This is a genomic window from Chryseobacterium sp. II3a (assembly GCF_057815135.1).
The window spans coordinates 72829-89461 of the sequence record NZ_JBYPZJ010000009.1 but is presented as its reverse complement, the minus strand read 5'-3'; the positions used below and the strand labels follow the sequence as shown (position 1 = coordinate 89461).

Genomic DNA, 16633 nt, shown 5'->3' with positions numbered 1-16633 from the left:
TGGGATATTTTTATATTTTTTCATACTTATATATTTACCTTTTACCTGTTATAAATAAAAAGAGATTTAGGTTATTTTGAGTCCTTACTTACAATTTTCATCTGTTTTTTTAATGAATATTTCATTGTTTTATTGATAATGAATTATTGATATTATTAAATACTATTTGTAAAACGGAGATAATGTTTGTTTAAAATAGGTTAAACCTTATTGGGCAGTTATCAAAAGCTAATAGGTTTGGGATAATTGAACTATTTAGTGAATTATCATTGGTGATAAGCTGTTGTACAATCGTGTAAAAAATTGTAATTTTACCCATCTTTTTACAAACAAAATCTAATAAATAAAAATGAATACAGAACAGTTTGTGAGCCGTCACATTTCCCTAAATGAAGCCGATAAACAGGCGATGTTGGAAAAACTTGGCGTTTCTAGTATTGAAGAGTTAATTTCTCAGACCATTCCTTCTTCTATCCGTTTAGAAAAAGATCTTGAGATCTCAGATGCACTTTCGGAATACGAAATGCTAAACCACTCTAAAGAGTTGGCATCAAAAAATACTGATTATACAAGTTATATCGGTTTCGGATACCACAATACCCTTTTACCATCAGCTATTCAGAGAAATATCTTCGAAAACCCTAGCTGGTATACTGCATATACTCCGTATCAGGCTGAGATTGCACAGGGAAGACTGGAAGCTCTTCTTAATTTCCAGACTGTAGTGTGTGACCTTACAGGTTTTGGTCTTGCGAATGCTTCTTTGCTGGATGAATCTACTGCTGCTGCTGAAGCAATGCACATGTTCTTCAACAACAGAACTAAAGACCAGAAGAAAGGAGAAGCTAATAAATTCTTTATTTCTGACCTTGTATTGCCTCAAACAATCTCTGTATTGAAAACCAAGGCTGAAGGATTAGGAATTGAAGTGGTTGTAGGCGACCACAAGACACATACATTTGATACTTCTTATTACGGTGTTTTATTACAGTATCCTGGTAAAAACGGAATTGTTCTGGATTATACAGAAAACATTGTAGAATATAAAAAATTAGACCTTCAGGTAGCGGTTGCTTGTGATCCAATGGCATTGGTGAAATTAAAGTCACCGGCTGTAATGGGGGCTGACTGTGCAGTAGGTACTTCTCAGAGATTCGGTATTCCATTAGGATACGGAGGGCCTCACGCAGCATTTTTTGCTTGTAGAGAAGAATATAAAAGAGATATTCCTGGAAGAATCATTGGAGTTTCCCAGGATATGTACGGAAAACGTGCATTAAGAATGGCGCTACAGACAAGAGAACAGCACATTAAGAGAGAGAAGGCAACTTCTAACATCTGTACTGCTCAGGTTCTTTTAGCGGTAATGGCTGGTATGTATGCGGTTTATCACGGTCCAAAAGGATTAAACTATATCGCTGACCAAATCCATTTTAAAGCCAATGCTTTGAAAGGAGGACTTGCTGCATTAGGATATCAGGTTGTAGAAGAGCCAATCTTTGATACGGTGAAAATCACGATGCCTGAAGAAGAGAAAGGAAGATTAATGAGAATGATGCAGGATCACAGACTTAACCTTAACTACTTCACAGAAGGCGTGGTTAGCGTTGCGATCAACGAAAGTACTACATTAGAGAAATTAAATTATCTGATGGCTTCTTTCGCGCAGTTCAAAGACAAGCAGACTTTCAAATTAGAAATTAAAGAAGGATACAGTATTCCTGAAGAAAACCTTAGAAAGGATCAGATTCTTACAGAAGAAGTATTCAACAGATATCATACGGAAACAGAATTGATGCGTTACATCAAGCGTCTTGAGAGAAAAGATTTATCGTTGACACACTCAATGATTTCTTTAGGATCTTGTACAATGAAACTGAACGCTGCTACTGAAATGTTACCGCTTTCATGGGCTGATTGGGGAAGTGTACACCCATTTGTACCAGTAGATCAGGCTGGAGGATACCAACAGATGATTGCAGAGCTTGAAAAAGATCTGGCAACAATCACTGGTTTTGCAGGAACTTCATTACAGCCAAACTCTGGAGCTCAAGGAGAGTATGCAGGATTAATGGTGATCAGAGAATACCACATCTCAAGAGGAGACCACCACAGAAATGTAGTATTGATTCCTCAGTCTGCACACGGAACAAACCCGGCTTCTGCTGCAATGGCAGGAATGAAAATCGTAGTCGTGAAAAACCTTGAAAATGGGGAAATCGACTTCGAAGATCTTAAAGCTAAAACAGAATTACATTCAGCGAATTTATCAGCTGTGATGATTACATATCCGTCTACTTACGGATTCTTTGATGCTAACATCAAAGAAATTACTAACCTGATCCACGAACACGGAGGACAGGTATATATGGACGGTGCTAACATGAATGCTCAGGTAGGATTTACAAGTCCAGGAAACATTGGAGCAGACGTTTGCCACTTGAACCTTCACAAGACTTTTGCAATTCCTCACGGAGGTGGAGGCCCTGGAGTAGGTCCAATTTGTGTAGCGAAGCACTTAGTACCATTCCTTCCTTCTAATGCAAACATCAAAATCGGAACTAAAGAAGCTATCGATGGTATTTCTGCAGCACCATACGGATCAGGATTAATCCTAAACATTTCTTATGCTTATATTAAAATGCTAGGAACAGACGGATTGAAAAAAGCTACTGGTCATGCGATCATGAATGCTAACTACCTGAAAGAAATCTTAGCTGAGCATTTCCCAATCTTATATTCAAACGAAAATGGAAGAGTGGCTCACGAATGTATCGTAGATTTCCGTCAGTTCAAGTCTTTAGGAATTGAAGTAGCTGATGTAGCGAAGAGATTAATGGATTATGGTTTCCATGCTCCTACAGTTTCTTTCCCTGTGGCAGGAACATTAATGATTGAGCCTACAGAATCTGAAAGCAAGGCTGAAATCGATCGTTTTGCAGAAGCTTTAATCTCTATCAAACAAGAAATTGATGAGATTGCTAACGGACAGGCTGATCCGGCCAACAACGTATTGAAAAACGCTCCTCACACAGAACAATTGGTGATCTCTGATTCTTGGGATAAACCATACAGCAGAGAAAAGGCAGCTTATCCGCTAGAGTGGGTAAGAGACCATAAATTCTTCGCTTCTGTATCAAGAGTAGATGAAGCTTACGGAGATAGAAACTTAGTATGTACTTGTGAGCCAATTGAAGCTTATATGTAATTAGAATTTTTTCTAGATATAACAAATCCCTTTCAGTAATGAGAGGGATTTTTGTTTTTATGATTCTGCAAAGTAGGGAGATTTTGTGGAACAGTGGCGCTATAAAAAAGCCTTTCAAAATTTTGAAAGGCTCAATCTGTTATATTTATTTCATTATCTTCTCTTATAGCTGTAAGCCACCGAAATGGCTACTCCCATAGTAAGAACGGTGATCATTGAAATGGTTTCAATGGAAATTCCACTTTTCATCTGTGTGTTTTCTTTTTCACAAGAATAAAAGAATAATACTGCCAACAATAGACAGCTCGATAGTAATTTTTTGATCATAATTGCATTTATTTGGTTATTAATGTTTTATCATCAAAAAGTATACCGATTTTGTAGACTATGTGTAAAGTGGTTTTGAGTACCTGTTTAAATGATTATTTCTTTTTATTGCTGTTTCCTTCATCCCAGTAATAACTGTCCGGATAAATTCTTGCTCCAAATACAGCGGTTCCAACACGTACAATGGTGGCACCTTCTTCTATGGCTGTTTCGAGATCTCCGCTCATGCCCATGGAAAGTTCATTCATTTCAACGTTAGGAATATTTTTACGGATGATTTCCTGTTGTAGGTTTTTAAGGATTTTAAAGCATGCTCTTACTTTTTCTGTCTCTGCACTGAACAAACCAATGGTCATTAACCCTTTTACTTTTAATGTAGAAAATTCAGAAACTTTTCTGGTTAATTCAATGGCTTTACTGGGATCAACTCCGAATTTACTTTCTTCATTTGAGGTATTGACCTGAATGAAAACTTCAATCGTTCTATTTTCCGTTAAAAGTCTTTGATGCAATTTTTCCGCCAGTTCTAACCGATCCATTGACTGTACACAGGTGACATCATATTTCACGATATCTTTGATTTTATTGGTCTGAAGATGTCCGATGAAATGATTGATGTGTGGCGTTTTCCTGAGCTCATCGTATTTTTCCTTCAGCTCCTGAACCTTATTTTCAGCGATTAAGGTCTGTCCGTTTTCCAGTGCAATTTTAATACGTTCAGCAGAAACGGTTTTAGTAGCCAGTAAAAGTTGAACTTGATTAGGACTTCTACCTGCTTTTTCACAGGCATTTTTAATCCGGGTATTGATGATATTCAGGTTATGAAGGATGTCTTTTTTCATGATGGGATGATTTCTTTAGCCTCCAGTTTTTGAATTAAAGCCGTTTTTACAGCTGTTAATGCGTGGTCTTTAGCTTCAGCAAAAGAAACGGAATACTTTCTTTCAATAGTCCTCATATCCTCTGGAAAACGGCTGAGCAGTGTGTCATAGAAGGTATCCAGAAACTCTACAGAAGGCATTTCGTAATTGATCCTAAGCTGAAAACGTCTCAGTAGTGCTGTGTCGATAATTTCAGGGTGATTGGTGGCGCATAATAAAAGTGCATTCTCAGGATAATAATCAATAAGCTGAAGTAAAGTGTTCACTAATCTTCTCATTTCACCAACATCTTTATCATCACTGCCTCTTGCTTTTCCGATCTGATCCAGTTCATCGAGAAACAGAACAGATCTTTCTCTGGCTGCTTTATCAAAAATCATTTTAATATTCTGAGAAGTCTCACCAATCCTGGAGGAAACAATATTACTTAAGTTTAAAATGATTATATTTTTTCCAAGGGCATTGGCAATCGCTTTTGCAGTCATAGTTTTTCCGCATCCTGAGCTTCCCTGAAGAAGGATCTTGTGATTTACAGGAAGTCCATATTCCTGAAGTTCTTTGCTGTACGTATGTTCCTTAATCAGTTGTATAAGCTGATCTCTGTTGCTTTTATTGAGAAATACATCGTTAAGGCTTACCGTTTCTTTATCTTGAATAATGAGATTGTACAGATTCATGATGATAATTAATAAATTCTTGAATCTAACAAAGATAAGGCTTTATGAAATGGTGAGAAGCATCCTGATTGAGAATAAACAGCTAGGCCAGGAGAGAGAAGGGTAATTAATAATAAATAATGAGGAGGATTTAATAACTAATCTCTTTTCATTAACATAACTGGAAAAAATAAATCCGGACTAATGCCCGGACTTATCATTTGGATATTAAAATTTGTTATGAAACTAAGATTTTTCTGCTTATGTTTTTGGGCCCTTTTACCTCATTGGTAAAAGAGCGATCTGATTTCTCAGAGTAAAAACATAAAACAATATAATTAGTATAGTTTTGCTATAGGCTTTTTGATTTTAATGATTAGTTTCTTTCTCTTTTTACCGTCATGAAATATGATGAGAATACTACTAAACATGTTGCGATACCGATATAAGTTACCATTTTGTATTATTTTTAATTATTTGACTTTTTTTTATTAATCTTTCAATTGCAATATTACAGCTTTCAAATCACGTGCCAAAGCAAAACACTATGATGTATATCAGTGTGTTATGAGTGTTTTATTTAATTTTTAAGAGATTTTTTGTTTACATTTTGTTAATGTGTTATTGTGAATTTATTAATATATTTATTGTTCTGTCTTTATAAATATGTGAAAACGTTAACCGTTTCCAGACTTCTATATTGGACTTGATAAAACAAACAATAAATAATGCGGTGCATAGTATTGGTGTCTATGGATATTTTGAGATGTAAAATTTCAGTGAGAAAGAGATTTCTATGTTAAGAAAATTTATTTTTATCGCTGATTTTTGTGGCGATTTTTTGTCAGCTGTCCGGTTTCATGACATTATTTTTATGACACAACTGGAAAAATCTTTTGTTTTTAAGCTTGCTGGAGTTTAAAAGCAGATGAAGAACACAAGAATATAGAAGTTGCTGCCTTCTTTTTGGGAATAGGAGAGAGGTTTTACTATTTTTGTATAAATAATATTTTATGGGACGCAGTTATCTTTTTTTGGCTTTAGCTATTGTATTTGAGATCATAGCAACTACCTTTTTGAAAAAATCAGAAGAGTTTTCTAAACTATGGCCATCTGTTGTTACCATATTAGGGTATGCCTGTGCTTTTTATTTTTTAAGTCTGAGCCTTCGCCAGATTCCTGTTGGGATTACGTATGCAATATGGTCCGGAGTAGGTATTGTTTTCATCACAATAATTGGAGTTGTTGCATTTAAGCAGGTTCCGGATCTGCCTGCCATTATCGGAATAGGGTTGATTATTTTGGGCGTAATCGTAATCAATGTGTTTTCAAAAATGGGAACTCATTAATTTTTCATTACATCACTTTCTATCAACCAACATCCATCCAGTATGAATCGTTAATCATCATTTCTGGTATTACTCATAGCTTATTATTGATTACTCATTTCAACATCTGTATATTAGATTGAAAGAACTGAAATAAAAAAATCCTCTCATAGAAAATTTCCAGACTATTTTCAATAATGAAATCGGTGTGGCGGGCCGTATGGGTTACGGTTTCTTCCTCTACAAATACAAACCATAGCTCAGAAAGCGAATGTCTTCTTTTGAATTCTTCACACGTATTGCAGTCTGGAAAAGCTGAATGTCTCATGCTATAAAAAAGAATTCCTTTTTTTATTCCGTTTTGTTCTATAATATTAATAGGATGCTGAATATAGTTAAGGATGTTGATCTCCGGATCAAAACATTCTACAAAATGATGAAGATCAATAAGCTGTATTACCTTTTCTTCCTGTTGTGATTCTGTCATAAAAAAACATTCTGCCGTGATTTCCTCCGTTAATTCCTGAAAAACTGCTAATTCCATATACATTGATTAAACATGGCAAAGAAAGATAGAATATAGGTTCTTCAATTTGTTTTTATACAAAACTGCCATTATTTTATACGAAATCCGATCCTGAATAGAAGCTATAATTGGTATAATAAAATATAGGTTTCGTATAATATTATAAAGAGAAACTGATGGATTATCTATTTTTGTATTTATATATTAACCTCAGAATATGAAGTACAGACTATGGCATTTTAAAGAAACACTTGCAATGGACTTTCTGGTGGAAAACCGTTATCAATATGCCAGGCACCTGCTGTTTCTGATTTCCTTTTTCCTTTGGTTGTATAGTGCCAGATTCTGGCAGTCATTTTCTGGAATACATCAGCTGTATGTGCTGCTTTTTGTGTATTCTATACTTATTACGATGATATATATTAATATTTATGTCCTTGTTCCTAAGCTCTTTTTTAAAACAAGATATATTGCATATCTGTCACTTCTCATCATTATGGGAGTGATAGGAATTAATATTATAGGATTTGGCTTCAGATCGGTATTCGCTGATTTCAGGGCTGGAGATATCCCCAGACAGACTGAAAAAGGAAGTGTTTATGAAGGAGTGTTGATGTGTATTCCTATCATTTTTACAACCACTACGGTCAAGCTGCTGCAAAAATGGATTAAAGATAATCAACGAATCAATGAGCTAAGTAATCTCACCATGCAGATGGAACTCAATGAATTAAGAAATCAGATCAATCCTCACTTTCTGTTTAATATGCTGAATAATGTAAAAGCTCTTATCAGAACAGATCCTGGAAAAGCTTCAGTGGTGATTGTTAAGCTTTCGGAATTTCTCAGATATCAGCTTTATGAAAACAGTGCAGAAAAAACACTTCTAACCTCAGAAATTGATTTTCTATCTAATTTTTTAAACCTTGAAAAAATAAGGCGTGAAAATTTTATCTTTGATATTCAGACAAAAGCTGAGAATAGAACAATTAATACAACCTTTATTCCTCCGAACCTTTTTACGACTTTTGTAGAAAATGCAGTAAAACATAGTGTGAGTATCAGTGGCAAAGAATCCTTTGTAAAAATAAATATCAGTATTGAAGGACAAAATCTCTATTTTAAATGCGTGAACTCCAGAGATCCTGATTATTTTATTTCAGATAAAAAGAACAGCGGCCTTGGTCTTGCCAATATTACCAGAAGATTAGAACTTCTTTATAATGATACTTTTGAACTGAAAATAGAATCAGAATTCAAAGAATATACTATCCATTTAAAAATTCCTGTATGATGAATTGTATTATAGTTGATGATGAACCCTTAGCAAGAGCAGAAATGCGTTCGCTCATTAATGAGACGTCAAAGATTGATATTCTGGGGGAATTTTCCAATGCTCCCTCGGCCCTGGATTTCCTTAAAGATAATGATGTAGATATTATTTTTCTTGACATTGAAATGCCAATGGTCACTGGATTGGAATTTGCAGAAATGCTTCCCAAAAGATCACTGATCATCTTTACGACAGCTTATTCCCAATATGCTTTGAAAAGTTATGAACTGGAAGCCGTAGATTATCTTTTAAAACCCATTGATCCGCAAAGGCTTGAAAAGGCAATCGATAAAGCTGTATTGTATACCAAACTTCTTTCTAATGATACCATAAAAAATACGGTAGAGTCCAACACTGCTGATTTTTTATTCATTAAAGCAGACCGCAGGTTTTACAAGATCAGTTTTGCAGATATTAAATTTATAGAAGGGCTTAAGGATTATGTGGTCATCCATACCAGACAGCAAAAACTTATTACAGCGATGAACCTTAAAACAATTCATCAGAAAGTTTCTGGTGAGAATTTTATCCGGGTCAGTAAGTCATATGTGGTGAATGCAGATTATATTGATTCATTTGATAATCATAATATATACATTGAAGAAGCTGAAATTCCTATTGGAGAAGTGTATAAAGCCGATTTTTTCACAAAATATGCTGGCGGGCTTTTAGGGGCAGATTGATAATTCATAAGCTATAGTGGAAACTTACTGCCTATAAAATCTATCAAAAAAGATTCTACTTAATAAAGCTTTTGGTCATTTTCGCAATAAAAGCTCCTTCTTTTTCCAATTCCTGTTTTTTTCTTAATCAGTTTTTGTCCGCAGATCGGGCAGATGGATTTTGTGTGTACCAGCCAATGTTTTTTAAGAGTAAATTCTCTTTTCCACTCCAGAAATTCAAAACTGTAATTTCTTGCTTCTGCAATAAGTTCCTTACGCTTTTTAGCCGGAAGATTTCCTATTATGCTTTCCGGTTGTACACCAATTCTGAACAAAACTTCATTCTTAATAATATTTCCGACTCCAGAAAAAATATTCTGATCCATTAATGCATCACATACCATCATTTTCGGATTGGATTTCAGTTTCTTTTCTGCTTTTTCAGAACTCCAGAGACTGCTCATCACATCTGCTTCCCAATCGATAGCAGAAAGGGATTCTAATTCAACAAATTTTACAGAACAGGTATAAAAGTACATACTTCCGCCTGAGAAAAATAAAGCTAACCTTAAGCTTTTGTCAGGCTTTGTCTGTTCATTAATATCATAAGAGCCGAACATCAGTAAATGAATACGGATAGCTGCTTTCTCGAAGACCAGATAAGTTTGCTTACCAAAGGTGCGGATCTCACGAAGCATCTGACCGATAAATACTTCCTTATCAAATTTTGCATTACCTGATATTTCTGTTACTTTATGGCCAACAAACTGCTGCAGGTTTTCTTTCATTAAAATAATAGATGGACCTTCAGGCATAATGTTATTTTTCAATAAAAAGTTCAAATACTATTCCGAAAAATTTAAAATATATAACAGCGATTGATCCATTGAGCTATACCTGGAATGTAAAATAATGATTTCATCTGTTCATTTGTCATTCCACAGGAATCTCAGTAAAGTACTTCCAAAATTCAAAACCAGATTCCTGCAGAATAGGAAATAGTGCCGTTATTTTTATAGCTTCTGGCCCACAAAACGGATAACAGAACCTGTTCCGTTGTGAAATAAACCTTCCTGAAGCTCAATTTCAGTTTCCTGAAGTTCTAGGATAGAATAGTTAGGGAAATCTGCTTTAATCTCTTCTATAGAAAATAAAGATTCAATATCTCTTGGTCCACCTACCTTTTCATTTTTGGTGACATAATCAAGATGTTTTTTACTGAAAGCTTCAAAAATAATAATACCGCCTTTACGCAAATATTGATCCAGCATTTGATGAACAGATGATTTAATATCTCCAGGGAAATGAGCATAGATAAGAGCGATTGCATCAAATTGCTGTTCATGATAATCTAATGTTTGAAGCTCACCCACCTGATAATCTATAGTTACCTCATTCTGCTCTGCAAGTTGTAAAGCTTTGGATCTGCCTTGCTCACTGATATCAAAAGAAGAAGCTTTCCAGCCCTGTAATGCTGCATACACAGAATTCCTGCCTTCACCATCTGCGGGAAACAAAATGGTGCCGGGATCTAATTTTTTAAGCTGTTCTTCCAAATAATTATTAGGAGCTGTTCCATATACAAACTCCTCGTGGGTATATCTTTCATTCCATTTATCAAGCCATGTACTGTCTTTCATTTTTAATAGTTTAAGTTTTATCAAATGTAGGATGTTTTCAGCGGTATTACCCAACGGAAAAGACTCTGACAGCAATAGATTTTTTGAATGATCATATCTGTTTAAGAAATATCTGAATACTATTCCATAAAACTAAAATTTGGAGTAATTTTGAAAAATGATGAATTTAAACCAGATTTTCACCAATCAACGTACAGGAAACAACCCAAATACTAAGGCTTCAAGAACTGATTTTCAAAGGGATTTCGACAGAATTATTTTCTCTTCTGCATTCAGGAGACTGCAAAATAAGACCCAGGTTTTTCCTCTTCCCGGAAGTGTTTTTGTACACAACAGGCTGACACATTCCCTGGAAGTGTCATCTGTAGGAAGAAGTTTAGGAAGTATTATTGGTGAATTCATTGCTGAGGATTATAAAAGCGAACTGACCGAAGATTCAAAAAGTTTTTATCTATATAATTTAGGAAATGTAATTGCGGCGGCATGTCTTTGTCATGATGTTGGAAATCCTGCCTTCGGACATTCAGGAGAAGATGCTATAGCAAGCTATTTTGAAAGAAATGAAAAAGACCTGAAGTCTAAATTCAATGAAAAAGAATGGGCAGATCTGGTTAATTTTGAAGGAAATGCCAACGCCATCAGAGTATTGGCTCAGCAGCAGCAGGGAAAAGATGCTGGTGGAATCCAGCTTACATTTTCTACATTGGCCAGTATCGCAAAATACCCGTGTGAAGCAGTAGCCAAGAAAAAAGGAATTATTCACCGTAAGAAATTTGGATTTTTCCAGAATGAAAAAGATATTTTCCTTGAAATAGCAAAAGGAACTCAACTCATCTCCGAATGTGAAGAACCGCATATTTTCAAAAGACACCCTTTTGTCTGGCTGGTAGAAGCTGCTGATGATATCTGCTACAACATTATCGATATGGAAGATGCCCACAGATTGGGGATTGTATCTACCTCGGATTGTGAAAATCTTTTCTTTGAACTGGTAAAATCAGAAAGTAACGATATTGATAAGGTTAAAAATAAATTGATTTCCATTTCTAATGAAAACGAAAAGATCTCATATTTAAGAGCAAAAGCGATCAATGCCTTAATTAATAAGTCACTTGAAATTTATAAACAAAATTTTGAAACCATTCTGGAAGGAAATCTGGACAAAGGACTTTTGGATGTTTACAAATCTGAAAACACTGCTTTGCAGGATATAGAATCATTCTCTATCGAAAAAATTTACAACCATAAAGCGGTTGTAGAGATTGAGAATGCCGGATACAACGTAATGTATGAATTGCTGGATCATTTTATTCCTTCTATTCTGAAACCAGAGGATGAGAGAAAATCTTATGATAAGAAAGCCCTGAAATTGCTTCCAAGACAATTTGTCTATGAAAACGGAACCGATTATCAGAAAGTATTGGGAATCATAGATTTTGTTTCCGGAATGACAGATAATTACGCAACTGACCTTTATAGAAAAATTAAAGGAATCGATATCGGAATGACGGTATAAACTTATTGATTTATGGCTTGAAGCGGGAAGAAAGGAAGCTGGAAGTTATTATCCTATAAATCTCCACGGTTTAAATATTATTTCTATCTTTATAAGAATCAATATAAAACTACACTATGGGTATCTTTCTGGCGCCTGTTATTATTTTCGGGCTTATTATTTTATTTGCATCGTTTTTTGTGGTTAAGCAGGAGACAGCAGCAATCATCGAACGTTTTGGAAAATTCCAGGGAGTAAAGCATTCAGGACTTCATCTTAAGCTTCCCATCATAGATCAGATCGCGAAAAGATTAAATCTCAGAATCCAGCAGCTGGATGTAATGATTGATACTAAGACACTGGATAATGTATTCATCAAGATGAAAATTTCTGTTCAGTATCAGGTGATCAGAAATCAGGTTGGAGATGCTTATTACCGTTTAGAAAATCCGGAAAATCAAATCACCTCTTTTGTATTTGACGTAGTACGGGCGGAAGTTCCTAAGCTGAAACTTGACGATGTTTTTGTAAGAAAAGACGATATTGCAGTAGCGGTAAAAAGTGAATTGCAGGAAGCAATGAACAGCTACGGATATGATATTATCAAGGCATTGGTAACGGATATTGATCCGGATGAGCAGGTGAAACATGCTATGAACCGTATCAATGCAGCTGAAAGAGAAAAAACAGCCGCAGAATATGAATCAGAAGCTCAGAGAATCAGAATCGTGGCTGTGGCAAAAGCGGAAGCAGAATCTAAAAAACTACAAGGGCAGGGGATTGCCGATCAAAGAAGGGAGATTGCAAAAGGACTTGAAGAATCTGTAAGAATGCTGAATAATGTAGAAATCAACTCACACGAAGCGTCAGCCCTTATCGTTGTGACACAGCATTATGATACCCTGCATTCCGTAGGAGCAAGTAACAGAAGTAATCTTGTACTTCTTCCCAACTCGCCAACCGCAGCCAGCAGTATGCTGAATGACCTTGTGGTAGCAATGACAACTGCAAATACGGTAGGAGAAGCCAGCAAAGGAAAATACCCTGATCCACCACAAAAGGAGGCGGGATATTAATAAAGAAAGGGAGATGGGAGCTGGAAGAGGGAAGCTGTGATTGCCGAAAGTAGGGATGAAGGGGTATTTTAAACTACTTCCAGGGGAATGTCTATACAATACGATAAAAATATCTTCACCGGCTGATGGTAACTTCAAGCATCGAGCTTCAGACTCCTTGATTATAAACTAAAAGGCTTCAGAAAAATTCTGAAGCCTTTTAGTTTATTTCTTTGTTTTAGAAACCTGTTCTACCAATGTGTATTGTATTGAAGAAGCATCTGCTGGTGGGTTAGCGATTTTTTCTGTTTTTACCTTTAAAACATATTCATACCCCGGTTCGTAAGTGAATCCTTCAATATTATTATAGAAGTTACTCCAGCTTTCAGAAGCATTTTCTTTTACCTGTAGGCATTTCATACGGCCTGCCCCTGCGGAACAGTCTACGGTTTGTGCTCCCACAATAAGTGTTTTTTCACCTGCTGCTGCGATATCTTTTTTTGTTTTAGAAACCTGCTTTATCAATGTATATTTTATTGAAGAAGCATCAGCTGGCGGGTTGGCAATTTTTTCTGTTTTTACCTTTAAAACATATTCATACCCTGGTTCATAAGTAAATCCTTCGATGTTTGTGTAAAAATTAGTCCAGTCTTCTGAAGCTTTTTCTTTTACCTGCAGACATTTCATTGGAGCTACTCCTGTACAGTCTGCTGTTTGTGGGCCAACGATGAATGTTTTTTCATCTCCGGCAGATACTCCAGCTGTTGTTGTACATTGCGTCATTGCGAATAATGCTAATGCGGGTGCTGCCCCTTTTAGAATTGTTGCTATACTTTTCATAAACTTGATTTTAGACCTTACTTGGCAATTACCATGCCGAAATTTTCCTGAATTAACGGATTTCAGGGATTGTTTTTTCATTTTTTAATCATTTAATTTGAGGCTCCAATTACCAGAATCATAGAAAATCATATCGTAAATAAAGCTTGTATGAAGATGCGAAATATTGGGGCCCAGGAAATTATAGGCAAAATCAAAAATTCTAAGTAGAATTTCGTTTTATGAAGAAAATTAAGAAAATATAGAATGTATATTTTATTAAAAAAGAGAAGAGAAAGAATTGAATTGATGAAAAAAATATTCGTATTTATTTCGGCTGTTTGTATTACGGGTAATGCATTGGCTCAAAAAGCAGATAATGCTTTACAGGGATATTTTGAAGAACAGGGAAATGAAACTTTTTATAAAAGTTTCAATTTTGATGGAAATGGTAAAATAGCAGATGGATTTAAAAGCAGCTATTACTTTACCAGAAATGACAGCCTGATTGTGATTCCGGATAAAGATGTATTTATTTTTAAGATTAAAAAAGATAGATTAATTGGAATTTCAGATTGGGTTAAAAATGGAGTATGGATTCGTAAAAAAGACAGCACCGAAGTTAATAACAGAGTAAACCCGGAGGATGCCCGGAAAAGAGCCATTTTATTATCAAGGTACTACGATAAGACGAAAAATATGTCCGGATTGGATGCGCTATTCTCCAATGCCAACGATTATACAAAAATCAGTGATGACTTTTGTAATCAAGGACTGGCTAAAGCTTGTCTCAATGCCTTTGGGTTAAAAATGATGGAATATACTCCCGGCTTTTTTGGAGATCTGGAAAAAATTAAAGATAAGAAGCTTAAACCCCATCCGGAATTAATAGAGCTTTCCAAAAAGATAATAGATCTTGGAGAACCGGAAGGATACAATATTTTAGGAGCTTATTATCATCTTTTAGGTCTTCGTGAAAAAGCTTTTGAAACATGGAAAGAAGGTGAGAAACATGGTGACCAGGCTTCTATGATATCAATGGGACTTATTGAGGTAGGTGAAGAGATGGATAAGGCTCCTGAAAGTCCTAATATTAAAAAGAAAAAGAAAAAATAATGAAGAAGAAACTATTGTTTTCATCTGCTTTGGTTTTTAGTGCTTTGGTGAGTGCTCAGAAACTTAAAAAAGAAGATGTTGTAGGTTTTTGGAAACTGAAAGAAGCTGGATTTTATGAAGGAAAGAAGAAGGTGGTGAAAGAGTTTGATAACTGCAGGTTGATGCGTAACTATGCTATAAGGGAAGATGGTTTTGCTGTGTATAACTATATAGAAGGAAAAGTAGGAGATTGTATCCCATCGGAACCAAGGCTTTCCTTTTGGAAGATTGTAGAGAACAGGATCCAGTTTTATGTGGATGATAAGACTATTCTTGAAGAGGTGGTGGTTACTGTAAATAAGGATAAAACAATGACTTTCTCAAGTTATATTCCTGTACCTGTTAAAGACAGCGATCCAAATCTGGAGAAAATGTTGAATACGATTCACTATGATATTGTAGAAGCTGTATATTAAGATAAACCTATATGAACTACGTTACTGTTATTTATCTCCTGAATTTACTGGTGTATGCCATTTATTTCTTTGGAAAAGGGAGTAGTGAGGAGGTTATTACCATTGTAGATTACTCGATTTCTGCAGTTATGTCGCTTTTTTTAATTCTTGCCGGATACATTAACGCAAGGCAAAAAATGACCTACAGATCTGTTCTATGGATGTTTTTTGTAAACATTGTATTCTTTGTAATGTCCGGTTTGTTTGACCAATTTGGAAATAATTTTAATCTTTTGTCAACAAGTGGTGGCGACAGCTTTATTTTTACTCTGGCTTTAATAGTCTATAATGGCTATTTATTCCCTTTGATTGTAGAGCTGGAAAGAACAGGTTTTTCTCTTGTATTACCCCTCGTATTATCTTTTATTCTCCCTTCTTTGGGGTATTGGATACGGAAAATAACTGTATCGAAAAATTCAACTTCACCTGAATAAATTTAATCTAAGTTCAGGTGTATTGATGTTAAAAAGAGATTCTACAATTTATATAGTCCATTATCATTACAACGAAGATAAAACTCTTCATTTCACTCCATGATATTTAGAATGACAGCTCATCTTTAAAGGGAGCCATAATATTGATATTCCTACTATTTTAATTCCTATTAACGGTTTAAAAAAATGATGTTGAGAGTAAAAAATAGAATGGTGTGAGGTTATGGATTCTGTATCTGATTGTCAGAACCTGTAAACTTTTGTTTACCGATTAAAAGTTCAAAGAAAAGCCTGAAATCCGAGATCAGTGACCATAACGGATATTTAAAGGTGGCTGGCTTATTTCTTTCGATAACTGCATGGCTAAACCAGGCAAATCCGTATCCCACTATTGGAATGTACCATAGAAATCTTTCCTTTCCTGAGCTGATAACATATCCTATTACAACAAATATCAGCAGTGTTCCAATAAAATGAAAAATTCGGGTTCCTGTTTTACTGTGCTCTGTAAGATAAAATTGGTAAAATTCTCTGTATGTTTTGATTCTTTTAGACATAGTGGCATTAGTTTATTATTTCTGTTGGATGTACAGCAATAATTCTGCCGATTTTAAAGGATAAAAAAGAAAAGGCAAAATAGCAGGATGTACTATTTTGCC

General features: G+C 35.2%; 17 protein-coding genes. 9 read left to right on the top strand and 8 right to left on the bottom strand.

Annotation, left to right across the window (positions count from 1 at the left end; translation table 11 throughout):
• Window positions 1–349 precede the first annotated feature (349 nt).
• Entirely contained in the window at window positions 350–3208 is a 2859-nt protein-coding gene (gcvP, locus tag AC3HD6_RS18975) for an aminomethyl-transferring glycine dehydrogenase (protein WP_488897758.1), read from the top strand.
• Between the two features lie 153 nt (window positions 3209–3361).
• On the opposite strand, the gene AC3HD6_RS18970 is transcribed toward gcvP, so the two are convergent.
• The 3 genes from AC3HD6_RS18970 to AC3HD6_RS18960 form a co-directional block, all read right to left on the bottom strand.
• A complete protein-coding gene (locus AC3HD6_RS18970) occupies window positions 3362–3535 on the bottom strand; it encodes a hypothetical protein (protein WP_488897757.1) in 174 nt (57 codons plus the stop codon).
• 95 nt (window positions 3536–3630) lie between these two features.
• Entirely contained in the window at window positions 3631–4377 is a 747-nt protein-coding gene (locus AC3HD6_RS18965) for a YggS family pyridoxal phosphate-dependent enzyme (RefSeq protein ID WP_488897756.1), read from the bottom strand.
• Window positions 4374–5093: an AAA family ATPase gene (locus tag AC3HD6_RS18960; RefSeq protein ID WP_488897755.1), complete on the bottom strand. Its 720-nt coding sequence runs from the start codon at window positions 5091–5093 to the stop codon at window positions 4374–4376. The genes AC3HD6_RS18965 and AC3HD6_RS18960 overlap by 4 nt, the downstream gene beginning before the upstream one ends.
• A gap of 992 nt (window positions 5094–6085) precedes the next feature.
• Between AC3HD6_RS18960 and AC3HD6_RS18955 the strand changes: the two genes are divergently transcribed.
• Entirely contained in the window at window positions 6086–6421 is a 336-nt protein-coding gene (locus AC3HD6_RS18955; protein WP_488897754.1) for a DMT family transporter, read from the top strand.
• Between the two features lie 94 nt (window positions 6422–6515).
• Here the strand turns inward: AC3HD6_RS18955 and AC3HD6_RS18950 are convergent, their stop codons facing one another.
• Window positions 6516–6944, bottom strand: coding sequence for a hypothetical protein (locus AC3HD6_RS18950; protein WP_488897753.1), 429 nt, complete (start codon window positions 6942–6944; stop codon window positions 6516–6518).
• A 199-nt stretch (window positions 6945–7143) separates the two neighbouring features.
• Between AC3HD6_RS18950 and AC3HD6_RS18945 the strand changes: the two genes are divergently transcribed.
• The gene (locus AC3HD6_RS18945; protein ID WP_488897752.1) at window positions 7144–8220 is read left to right on the top strand and encodes a sensor histidine kinase; all 1077 of its coding nucleotides are present in this window, start codon (window positions 7144–7146) and stop codon (window positions 8218–8220) included.
• Window positions 8220–8942, top strand: coding sequence for a LytR/AlgR family response regulator transcription factor (locus AC3HD6_RS18940; RefSeq protein WP_488897751.1), 723 nt, complete (start codon window positions 8220–8222; stop codon window positions 8940–8942). Before AC3HD6_RS18945 ends, AC3HD6_RS18940 begins: the two co-directional genes overlap by 1 nt.
• 59 nt (window positions 8943–9001) lie before the next feature.
• On the opposite strand, the gene AC3HD6_RS18935 is transcribed toward AC3HD6_RS18940, so the two are convergent.
• Both AC3HD6_RS18935 and AC3HD6_RS18930 read right to left on the bottom strand, forming a co-directional pair.
• Window positions 9002–9751, bottom strand: coding sequence for a DNA-formamidopyrimidine glycosylase family protein (locus AC3HD6_RS18935; protein WP_488897750.1), 750 nt, complete (start codon window positions 9749–9751; stop codon window positions 9002–9004).
• Between the two features lie 183 nt (window positions 9752–9934).
• Window positions 9935–10561: a class I SAM-dependent methyltransferase gene (locus AC3HD6_RS18930; protein WP_488897749.1), complete on the bottom strand. Its 627-nt coding sequence runs from the start codon at window positions 10559–10561 to the stop codon at window positions 9935–9937.
• A 160-nt stretch (window positions 10562–10721) separates the two neighbouring features.
• Here AC3HD6_RS18930 and AC3HD6_RS18925 point away from each other — a divergent pair, with 160 nt between their 5' ends.
• Both AC3HD6_RS18925 and AC3HD6_RS18920 read left to right on the top strand, forming a co-directional pair.
• On the top strand, window positions 10722–12077 hold the full coding sequence (locus AC3HD6_RS18925) for a deoxyguanosinetriphosphate triphosphohydrolase (RefSeq protein WP_488897837.1): 1356 nt from the start codon (window positions 10722–10724) through the stop codon (window positions 12075–12077).
• 116 nt (window positions 12078–12193) lie between these two features.
• Window positions 12194–13132: an SPFH domain-containing protein gene (locus AC3HD6_RS18920; protein WP_068943708.1), complete on the top strand. Its 939-nt coding sequence runs from the start codon at window positions 12194–12196 to the stop codon at window positions 13130–13132.
• Window positions 13133–13336: 204 nt separating this feature from the next.
• On the opposite strand, the gene AC3HD6_RS18915 is transcribed toward AC3HD6_RS18920, so the two are convergent.
• Window positions 13337–13951: a DUF4377 domain-containing protein gene (locus tag AC3HD6_RS18915; protein WP_488897748.1), complete on the bottom strand. Its 615-nt coding sequence runs from the start codon at window positions 13949–13951 to the stop codon at window positions 13337–13339.
• A 288-nt stretch (window positions 13952–14239) separates the two neighbouring features.
• On the opposite strand from AC3HD6_RS18915, the gene AC3HD6_RS18910 reads away from it, so the two are divergent.
• Genes AC3HD6_RS18910 through AC3HD6_RS18900 form a run of 3 tightly spaced genes read left to right on the top strand, consistent with a single transcriptional unit; the run spans window position 14240 to window position 15974 of the window.
• On the top strand, window positions 14240–15046 hold the full coding sequence (locus AC3HD6_RS18910; protein ID WP_488897747.1) for a hypothetical protein: 807 nt from the start codon (window positions 14240–14242) through the stop codon (window positions 15044–15046).
• Complete coding sequence (locus tag AC3HD6_RS18905; RefSeq protein WP_488897746.1) at window positions 15046–15501, top strand: lipocalin-like domain-containing protein; 456 nt, start codon at window positions 15046–15048, stop codon at window positions 15499–15501. The genes AC3HD6_RS18910 and AC3HD6_RS18905 overlap by 1 nt, the downstream gene beginning before the upstream one ends.
• 11 nt (window positions 15502–15512) lie before the next feature.
• Window positions 15513–15974, top strand: coding sequence for a hypothetical protein (locus AC3HD6_RS18900; protein ID WP_488897745.1), 462 nt, complete (start codon window positions 15513–15515; stop codon window positions 15972–15974).
• A 221-nt stretch (window positions 15975–16195) separates the two neighbouring features.
• On the opposite strand, the gene AC3HD6_RS18895 is transcribed toward AC3HD6_RS18900, so the two are convergent.
• A complete protein-coding gene (locus AC3HD6_RS18895; protein ID WP_488897744.1) occupies window positions 16196–16531 on the bottom strand; it encodes an Mpo1-like protein in 336 nt (111 codons plus the stop codon).
• Window positions 16532–16633: the final 102 nt, after the last annotated feature.

Excerpts from the sequence above, each read along its gene's own strand:
- gcvP (WP_488897758.1), top strand. The coding sequence starts at position 350 with ATGAATACAGAACAGTTTGTGAGCCGTCACATTTCCCTAAATGAAGCC.
- AC3HD6_RS18970 (WP_488897757.1), bottom strand. The coding sequence starts at position 3,535 with ATGATCAAAAAATTACTATCGAGCTGTCTATTGTTGGCAGTATTATTC.
- AC3HD6_RS18965 (WP_488897756.1), bottom strand. The coding sequence starts at position 4,377 with ATGAAAAAAGACATCCTTCATAACCTGAATATCATCAATACCCGGATT.
- AC3HD6_RS18960 (WP_488897755.1), bottom strand. The coding sequence starts at position 5,093 with ATGAATCTGTACAATCTCATTATTCAAGATAAAGAAACGGTAAGCCTT.
- AC3HD6_RS18955 (WP_488897754.1), top strand. The coding sequence starts at position 6,086 with ATGGGACGCAGTTATCTTTTTTTGGCTTTAGCTATTGTATTTGAGATC.
- AC3HD6_RS18950 (WP_488897753.1), bottom strand. The coding sequence starts at position 6,944 with ATGGAATTAGCAGTTTTTCAGGAATTAACGGAGGAAATCACGGCAGAA.
- AC3HD6_RS18945 (WP_488897752.1), top strand. The coding sequence starts at position 7,144 with ATGAAGTACAGACTATGGCATTTTAAAGAAACACTTGCAATGGACTTT.
- AC3HD6_RS18940 (WP_488897751.1), top strand. The coding sequence starts at position 8,220 with ATGAATTGTATTATAGTTGATGATGAACCCTTAGCAAGAGCAGAAATG.
- AC3HD6_RS18930 (WP_488897749.1), bottom strand. The coding sequence starts at position 10,561 with ATGAAAGACAGTACATGGCTTGATAAATGGAATGAAAGATATACCCAC.
- AC3HD6_RS18925 (WP_488897837.1), top strand. The coding sequence starts at position 10,722 with ATGAATTTAAACCAGATTTTCACCAATCAACGTACAGGAAACAACCCA.
- AC3HD6_RS18920 (WP_068943708.1), top strand. The coding sequence starts at position 12,194 with ATGGGTATCTTTCTGGCGCCTGTTATTATTTTCGGGCTTATTATTTTA.
- AC3HD6_RS18915 (WP_488897748.1), bottom strand. The coding sequence starts at position 13,951 with ATGAAAAGTATAGCAACAATTCTAAAAGGGGCAGCACCCGCATTAGCA.
- AC3HD6_RS18910 (WP_488897747.1), top strand. The coding sequence starts at position 14,240 with ATGAAAAAAATATTCGTATTTATTTCGGCTGTTTGTATTACGGGTAAT.
- AC3HD6_RS18905 (WP_488897746.1), top strand. The coding sequence starts at position 15,046 with ATGAAGAAGAAACTATTGTTTTCATCTGCTTTGGTTTTTAGTGCTTTG.
- AC3HD6_RS18900 (WP_488897745.1), top strand. The coding sequence starts at position 15,513 with ATGAACTACGTTACTGTTATTTATCTCCTGAATTTACTGGTGTATGCC.
- AC3HD6_RS18895 (WP_488897744.1), bottom strand. The coding sequence starts at position 16,531 with ATGTCTAAAAGAATCAAAACATACAGAGAATTTTACCAATTTTATCTT.